The 7,140-nt window shown below is 42.4% G+C and carries 3 protein-coding genes (1 of these 3 only partly in view); all 3 read left to right on the top strand.

All coding sequences use genetic code 11. The annotated features are described in order from the left end of the window. Nucleotides 1–259: 259 nt before the first annotated feature. Complete coding sequence (locus QVP94_RS10720) at nucleotides 260–3,667, top strand: SusC/RagA family TonB-linked outer membrane protein (protein WP_005859291.1); 3,408 nt, start codon at nucleotides 260–262, stop codon at nucleotides 3,665–3,667. A 31-nt stretch (nucleotides 3,668–3,698) separates the two neighbouring features. Beyond that, entirely contained in the window at nucleotides 3,699–5,558 is a 1,860-nt protein-coding gene (locus tag QVP94_RS10715; RefSeq protein ID WP_005859293.1) for a RagB/SusD family nutrient uptake outer membrane protein, read from the top strand. Nucleotides 5,559–5,787: 229 nt separating this feature from the next. Beyond that, nucleotides 5,788–7,140: the 5' portion of a DUF6057 family protein gene (locus tag QVP94_RS10710; RefSeq protein ID WP_288213247.1), read on the top strand. 21 nt of this gene lie beyond the right edge of the window; only the first 1,353 of its 1,374 coding nucleotides appear in the window; its start codon is at nucleotides 5,788–5,790; the stop codon falls past the right edge of the window.

The following is a 7,140-nucleotide window of genomic DNA, read 5'->3' as shown; positions in this document are numbered from 1 at the left end:
TTTACAAACGACTAAATGAAACGATAGTTTCAACTAGTCGTTTTTTTTAATATCATGAAAAAAACAAGAAGTGATTTTCATAATTAAAACCATAATAATGAAGAAGCTACACAAAAGAAGTTGAAAAGAAGAGAGTGATGTTTACTTATTTTAAGATGTAAACAGATGTAATATACCTTAGAGGTATGAGAGAGTAGTGAATTCATTTTGTTAAAAGTTTGTGTTTTTTATTTTATTATACCTTAAATTCTAAATTTGTATGAGAAATGTTGTATCATGGAAGCCATTAGTCTTAGGAGCTTCTTTTCTTCTGTACGGAGCCGGAACGGCCTTTGCAACAGAAACAGATCATCTGTATCCTACACCTAGTACGGGATTTATGAGTGTCCAGCAAGATGGACGACAGATTAACTGCCACATCGTGGATAAATCTGGTCCTATCGTTGGAGCCAACGTAGTCGTAAAAGGAACTACTATCGGAAATATTTCTGATATGGATGGACGAGCCATTATAGAGAATGTGCCCGCAAACGCCATCTTAGTAGTCTCTTATATCGGATACGTAACTCAAGAGGTTACTTTGAAGAGTAATCAGACAAACATCAAGATCACGCTGGTCGAGGATTCACAAGCTTTGGATGAAGTCGTCGTTACTGGTTATAGTACACAAGCGAAGAAGGATATTACCGGATCTGTGGCTGTTGTCGCTACGGATGAGTTAAAAGAGACTCCTGTTTCCAATTTCGCTGAGGCTTTGCAAGGAAAAGCTGCTGGTGTATTTGTACAAGCAGGTGGTGGTCCATTAGGGGAGACAACGATTCGTATACGTGGTGTGGGTTCCGTAAACGGCTCAGACCCGTTGATCATTGTCGATGGTGTACAAGGAGTAGATATCGATGCGGTAAATGCGAATGATATTGAATCCATGCAGATCTTGAAAGACGCTGCTGCTTCCGCTATTTATGGAGCGAAAGGTGCAAATGGTGTTATCGTTATCACGACTAAACAAGGAAAGAAGAACGACCGTGTACAAGTATCTTATAACGGTTACTTCGGTGTAGCCAAGATGGCCAATGACGGTTATGGTCTGTTGAACGCTTGGGAAGCTATGGAATTCCAAGAAGAAGGGCAACGTAATTTATTCAACTACCGCGGTGGCCAAACAGTAAACCACGCCCAGTTCGGTTCAATAGGTAAAGACGGTACAGGTCATTTAACAATGCCTTATGCTATCAAACCTGCTGGTTATAGTAAAGAACAGATCATCTCTCAATACGGCAGTATCGCAGCTTGGGAAGCTTCTTACAAAGACAATGGTGAGAACACTTGGTCTCGTTCCGCTTACTACCAAATGCTTGAGGACGGCTACTCTGAGGAAGAAGCTCGTGCCGGCACGAATTGGTACGACGAAGTAGTTCAAACCGGTAAGGTGCAAGATCACCAGATTTCTATCACCGGAGGTGGTGAAAAAGCGACTTATTCAGTAGGCTTAGGCTACATGAATCGTGAAGGTACGATCAAGGAGTCATGGTTCCGTCGTTATTCCTTGCGTGCGAATACAAACTTCTTCGTGAACAAGTGGTTCAATATCGGTCAGAATACCAACATCGCCGTAATCGAGAACTCAGGAGAACGCGGTCGTCAAGGTGATGATAATACCTTCGGTAAGACCTTCTCCATCCAACCTTGGGTACCTATCTACACAGTTGGCGGTGATTATTCCGGTTCACAAAATGCCGAAGGAGGACGTGCTGAGAGCGCACCAATGTCCGTTGATTATGGCAAGGACAATCGTCGTCGTTTCTTACGTGCCCAATCAGCTATCTACGCAGAGATTATGCCTTTAGAAAGCCTTGGAGAGAATTTGAAGATCCGTACTCAGTTCAGCGCACGTTTAGGTGGCGCATGGGACTTCTGGATGAACAAACGTACGATCATGACCAATAAAGAAGGACGTAACAACAACGAGTTCTACGAGCAAGCAAACTATTGGTTAGATTATCAATGGACAAACACCGCTACTTATAGCAAAACAATCAACGACGATCATACGATCAATGCTGTGATTGGTACAGAGGCACTTCGTGAGGGTTTAGGACGTTGGATCCAGGCAGGTCGTATCAACTATCCATTCGAAGATGATCCCAACACTTGGGTAATCAACAACGGTGCTAGCTCTGACTTAAGAAATAGCGGAAACCAGAACGCTGTATCCACCATGTTCGGTATGTTCGCTCGTGCGGACTATGCTTACCAAGGTAAATATTTGGCTACAGTTACGGTACGTCGCGACGCATCCTCTCGTTTTTCTGAAAAGAATCGCTGGGGTACATTCCCTTCTATCTCTTTAGGTTGGCGTATGTCGGACGAGAAATTCATGGAGAAATCACGTACTTGGTTAGACGATTTGAAGATTCGTGCCGGTTACGGTACAACCGGTAACTCCAATATCGATTCATATAACTGGGCATTCCAATATGGTACTGGTAACCGTTATCTCTATAGCATCAATGGTTCTGACACAGAGGTATATCAAGGATTTGGCGTAACCAATCTTGGTGATATCGAGGCAAAATGGGAAACATCTAAGATGTTTAATGCAGGTTTCGATATTACAGCTTTTAATCAACGATTAACCGCCAACTTCGACTACTACATCAAGAAAACTTCTGATATGTTGATCGATGCCAACTGGTCTGCTTTGGCCGGTGCCGCTGACAAGCCGAAAGTAAACATCGGTGATATGACGAACAAAGGTGTTGATTTGAATATTACTTGGAATGATAAAATCGGTGAGGTAGGTTACTCTGTAGGCGTAAACTTGTCGCATTACAAGAATAGACTGGATGAGATTGGTACTGATGCCGGAATCTTTACCGGAACTCGTATTTCCAACATGAACGTATTGATGAAGGGACATGCAATCGGTGAATTCCACGGTTATCAGCTAGATGGTATCTATAAGAGTGAAGAAGAAGTCCGTAACTATAAGAATGATGCCGGTGGAACAGTATTGCCATATGGTACATCTGATGCTTCTACGTTAAACGCTGCCAATTATGTAGGTCAGTTCAAAGTAAAAGATGTGAACAACGATGGTAAGATCGACGCTAGTGACCGTACATTCATTGGAAACCCACATCCGGATTTAACAGGAGGTATCAACTTAGGTGTTAACTGGAAAGGATTCGACTTAAGTACTTATATGTACTTCTCCGTAGGCAATGATCTATTCGCCATGTATAAATATTATACACATTATGGTTCCTTACAGTCCGCTTATTCTAAAGATCGTCGCGACAATTCATGGCATCCTGTAACCAACCCTGATGGTATCTATCCTATGTGGGCAACCGCTAATGGTGAGAGTACAATCGCCGCAAATGAGTCTAATTCCGGCTATATAGAAGATGGTTCATTCTTACGCATGCAAACGTTGACTTTAGGTTATACACTTCCAAAGAGTATTTTAGATAAAATCAAGTTTGAGAAGATCCGCATCTATGGTCAAATAGCAAACGTATTCACATTGACTGGTTACTCCGGACTAGACCCACAGGTTCGTACAGATACAGACGGTCGTTCCAATGACCGTACGATGGGTACCGATTTCGGTTCTTATGGTATGCCACGCCAATTTATCATGGGTGTAAATGTGACATTCTAACAAATATTTGCTAACTAAAAATTGAAACAAGATGAAAAATCTATTTATATATGCGGCAGTCATTGCCGCCACGATGGGAAGCATGACTGCTTGCTCCGATTTCTTGGATGTGAAGCCAGTCACAAATAAACAGGAACCGGATTTTGTATCGCAAGAAGGTATTACTCAGTTGCTAACTGGTATGTACGCTAGATTAAACTCTACAGATGCGAATGATGGATACTTCCGTTCGACATTGACCAACTATGTATATGGTGACGTAATGGGAGGTGACGCAAACAAAGGTTCAACTTTCCAAGACCAACCAGACTTTACCAGCTTGGAAACTTATACATTTACAACTGACAACGCTTATTTTGAAACAAAATGGGCACATAGTTACCATGGGGTATTCACCGCAAACAACGTAATCAAGGTAGCGGATTTAGCAAAAGAAGAGCTTTCGGCTATAGCAGGCCAAAGTAAAGACTTCTATACGGAAACAATCGCCCAAGCCCGCTTCATACGCGGTTTCTTCCATTTCGAGGTCGTAAAATTATTTGGAGCGGCTGTTCCTTATGTAGATGACATAGCCATGAAAGAGAACGTGAACCCACAAGTCTCTAATGTGGATGAGAATGGGAATTATATCTATATCTGGGATAAGATAGTAGAAGACTTGCAGTTTGCTTATGACAATCTGCCCGACACTTGGACCGAGGCAGGACGCGTAAACAAATGGGCAGCTGGCGCTATGTTGGCTAAAGTAAAGATGTACCAATCCTCTCCATATAACGGAAAAAATGGAACGTCTAATCATTGGACTGAAGTTAAAACGATTTTGGAAGATGTAATCGCAAACGGAAAAGATAACAAAGGCACTAAGTTCCGCTTGGCAGATACATACGAGGAACTCTATACAGCAGGGGAAAGTGACTGGACAGGAGAATCTGTATTCGATGTCCAAGCTGCAGTTTCCGGCACCGTAGAACAAACTGCCAATATCAACGGAGCTTGGCACATCGGCTTCAGCGGAGCGTTAGGAACTGGAGGTTGGGGATTCTATCAACCCTCTTATGATATGGTCAACGCTCATATTGTTGACGCAAACGGATTACCTAAAATGGATGATTCTTATCGTAATGATCCTGCGTTATCAACTTTAGACGAGAACAATTTACCTCACACTGATTTGACCGTCTATACAGACCCTCGTTTGGATGTTTCTACCGGTCGTTTCGAGACTCCATTCTTAGATTGGACAGTGCCAAATGCGTTGGATGGTTGGGTACGTGATGTTTCTAACGGAGGTTTATACCTAAACAAGAAGAATATCCCTAGAAAAGCCGATAAAGGAAGCTTATCTAACACGACGCAAACAAACTCCACTGCTAAAAACTTCCACTTGATCCGTTACGCAGACGTATTGCTTTGGTACGCTGAAACCTTGATCGAGTTAGGACAGCCTCAACAAGCAGGTGAATACATTAATCAAGTACGTGCTCGTGCCGCCAATAGCTATGTAAAGGCAGTAGATCCGGCAACAATGACCGAGGCTAGTTCTACTTATGTTTTGGATGACAAGATTAACGGGAAGCAAAGTACAGATGCTGCCGCAAACTATCGTATAGGTTTATATCCACCTTCTCAATTCGCATCAAAAGACAAAGCGCTGGAGGCACTGCGTTGGGAACGTCGTATCGAGTTAGCGATGGAAGGTCATCGCTGGTATGACTTAGCTCGCTGGGGTATCGCATCCGAGGTATTAAATGATTTCGTGAAATACGAAGCTAAGCATTTAGGTAAATATTCCAATAGTACATACAACGCAAAATGGGCAACAATGCCTATCCCTCATAATGAAATCTTAAAGATGGATGGTCTTTTAGTTCAGAATGAAAACTGGAAATAAACAAGTGGGTTAACAGTCAGAAAGGGCAGCCGGGCATGTGATATGTCCGGCCTGCTTTTTAATCCCCAAAAGTAAGTTAACTTACTTTGCTCACGAAGTTAACATACTTTGCCAACGAAGTTAACTCCATGTGCCAATTAAGTTAACTTCGTTTTGTGTAGATTGGTATTTCCGATAAAAATCGTATCTTTGTTTGACTTTAAATCAAAATGAAACGTGTACTCTAGCCATGAGATATAAACAAATACTCCTCGGTTTGATCCTGTTTGTCCTATTAGGGGGTTTCTTGCAAATAACCGGCAAGTTTCATTTCTTCTATATCGAGCAGCTTCAACTATTCCAGTTTTCCGAAGATTATCTTGCGGATAAAATCAGCAGTCCGGGAGGTTTATCTTTGATTATCGGGGAATTCTTGACACAATTCTTTATTACGCCTTATGCAGGGCCTTTCATTATCGCAGCTATACTTACGTCTATCGGCTTAACAATGAGGGAGATCATCCTGCAAATTAATCCAAATAAAGAGCTCTTCCTGCTTTACTTACTCCCGGTTTTATTCTTATTATTGATTCAATACGACTTCAATTATTTAGTACAAGGCACTATCGCATTCCTATTTTGTTTGATTAGCCTGAACGCATGGATGCGCATAAAAGATCCCTGTTACCGGCTATCCGCCGCATTGGTAATCACCCCACTACTTTTTTGGATAGGAGGACCGATTGCCGGGCTATTCTCATTAAGTGTGGTTCTCAAGGAAGCGATAAGCCGTTCCAAACAGGGGTTCTATTTTTTAGCGGTTTTAATTGAATACCTGTTTATCGGGATCGGAAGTGTCTGGTCAACTACCATCACCAGTTATCGCTTCGCATTCTTACCGGACGCTTTTTACCACCCGATTCTGGCGGCTCCCAATCTCATCTATTTCGCATGGGTCTGTTTACCGCTTAGCTTGATCGGGGCATTCGTATATCCTAAAGGCAAAAACCAATCAAAGAAAAAAACAGGGATAGAGCTTACCGTTCAATTCATCCTAATCCTATTCCTTTGCTGGGTAACGATTCCACGGTATAACGACCAGAAAGCCTATCCTCTAAAAGTCTTGGATTATTATGCCCGTACCGAACAATGGGACGAGATCATCCGGCATTGTCACGGGCCGATCAAAAACTATTTATATTTAACTTACTTAAATAGGGCACTTGCGGAAAAAGGGGAGTTGGCAGACCGGATGTTCGCTTTTGATCAACACGGTCCTCAAGGGTTACTCGCCTCTTGGAACAAGACCTTTACGGTCTCCACCCTGTTAAGCGACGCCTATTTTACGCTAGGGGAAATCGCATTATCGCAGGAGATGGCTTTTGAAGGGTATGTCACCGTAATTGGCGCCGGTAATCCCCGGAACCTGCAACGGCTTGTTCAAACAAACTTGATTTACGGAACGTATCCTATCGCCGAGAAATATATCAGTATCTTAGAAAAAACATATGCCTATCATGATTGGGCCAAACGGCATAGAGGCTTCTTATATAACGACAAAGCGATTGAAGCTGATCCGGTATTAGGGCCTAAACGAAAAGCT

The sequence above is a fragment of the Parabacteroides sp. CAG:2 genome, from assembly GCF_000436315.1.
GTDB lineage: Bacteria > Bacteroidota > Bacteroidia > Bacteroidales > Tannerellaceae > Parabacteroides > Parabacteroides distasonis.
Note: the sequence above shows the minus strand (reverse complement) of the source record. Positions and strands in the feature narration are given on the sequence as shown.

Excerpts from the sequence above, each read along its gene's own strand:
- QVP94_RS10720 (WP_005859291.1), top strand. The coding sequence starts at position 260 with ATGAGAAATGTTGTATCATGGAAGCCATTAGTCTTAGGAGCTTCTTTT.
- QVP94_RS10715 (WP_005859293.1), top strand. The coding sequence starts at position 3,699 with ATGAAAAATCTATTTATATATGCGGCAGTCATTGCCGCCACGATGGGA.